Source organism: Rhizobium ecuadorense (assembly GCF_001187535.1).
In the GTDB taxonomy this organism is placed as follows: domain Bacteria; phylum Pseudomonadota; class Alphaproteobacteria; order Rhizobiales; family Rhizobiaceae; genus Rhizobium; species Rhizobium ecuadorense.
Map to the genome: position 1 here is coordinate 1 of NZ_LFIO01001289.1, position 245 is coordinate 245.

Below are 245 nucleotides of genomic sequence, written 5' to 3' on the forward strand. Positions count from 1 at the left end.
ACGTCGTAAACCTCTTCGCGGGTCTCGCCGTTCTCGTCGAGCCAGCCCTTCACAATCTGGTAGCGGTCGAGATTGGCCCCGATCGGATCCCTCAGCGCAGCGACGAGGAATGTCGGCGCCCTGCCTTCCGGGGCGGTAGTGAGGTCGCCGCCCATAGGCACGCCCTTGCTATATCCGACAGCGCCGGGATTGCGGCTCTGGGCATCGGCCGGCTCGAAGTCCCAGCCGCCAAAGAAGCGCACGGT

At 65.7% G+C, this 245-nt stretch carries 1 protein-coding gene; it reads right to left on the bottom strand.

Going from position 1 to position 245, the window contains the following annotated elements; genetic code table 11:
• Positions 1-245 (bottom strand): DUF3604 domain-containing protein (locus AF337_RS27285; RefSeq protein WP_152971211.1); only part of this gene is annotated, 245 nt, incomplete at both ends.